The organism is Bacillus sp. J41TS8 (assembly GCF_018333035.1).
In the GTDB taxonomy this organism is placed as follows: domain Bacteria; phylum Bacillota; class Bacilli; order Bacillales; family Bacillaceae; genus Bacillus; species Bacillus paralicheniformis.
Genome location: NZ_BORF01000043.1, coordinates 1 through 619 on the forward strand (window position 1 = coordinate 1; position 619 = coordinate 619).

Annotated in this window: 1 rRNA gene; it reads left to right on the forward strand. The window is 55.4% G+C overall.

Annotation, left to right across the window (positions count from 1 at the left end):
- A 23S ribosomal RNA gene (locus KI350_RS22750) occupies positions 1-618 on the forward strand; the annotation flags it as partial.
- Between the last annotated feature and the right edge of the window lies 1 nt (position 619).

The window sequence follows — 619 nt, forward strand, 5'->3', positions numbered from 1 at the left end:
GTAACGGAGGCGCCCAAAGGTTCCCTCAGAATGGTTGGAAATCATTCGCAGAGTGTAAAGGCACAAGGGAGCTTGACTGCGAGACCTACAAGTCGAGCAGGGACGAAAGTCGGGCTTAGTGATCCGGTGGTTCCGCATGGAAGGGCCATCGCTCAACGGATAAAAGCTACCCCGGGGATAACAGGCTTATCTCCCCCAAGAGTCCACATCGACGGGGAGGTTTGGCACCTCGATGTCGGCTCATCGCATCCTGGGGCTGTAGTCGGTCCCAAGGGTTGGGCTGTTCGCCCATTAAAGCGGTACGCGAGCTGGGTTCAGAACGTCGTGAGACAGTTCGGTCCCTATCCGTCGCGGGCGCAGGAAATTTGAGAGGAGCTGTCCTTAGTACGAGAGGACCGGGATGGACGCACCGCTGGTGTACCAGTTGTTCTGCCAAGGGCATCGCTGGGTAGCTATGTGCGGACGGGATAAGTGCTGAAAGCATCTAAGCATGAAGCCCCCCTCAAGATGAGATTTCCCATTCCGCAAGGAAGTAAGATCCCTGAAAGATGATCAGGTTGATAGGTCTGAGGTGGAAGTGTGGCGACACATGGAGCTGACAGATACTAATCGATCGAGG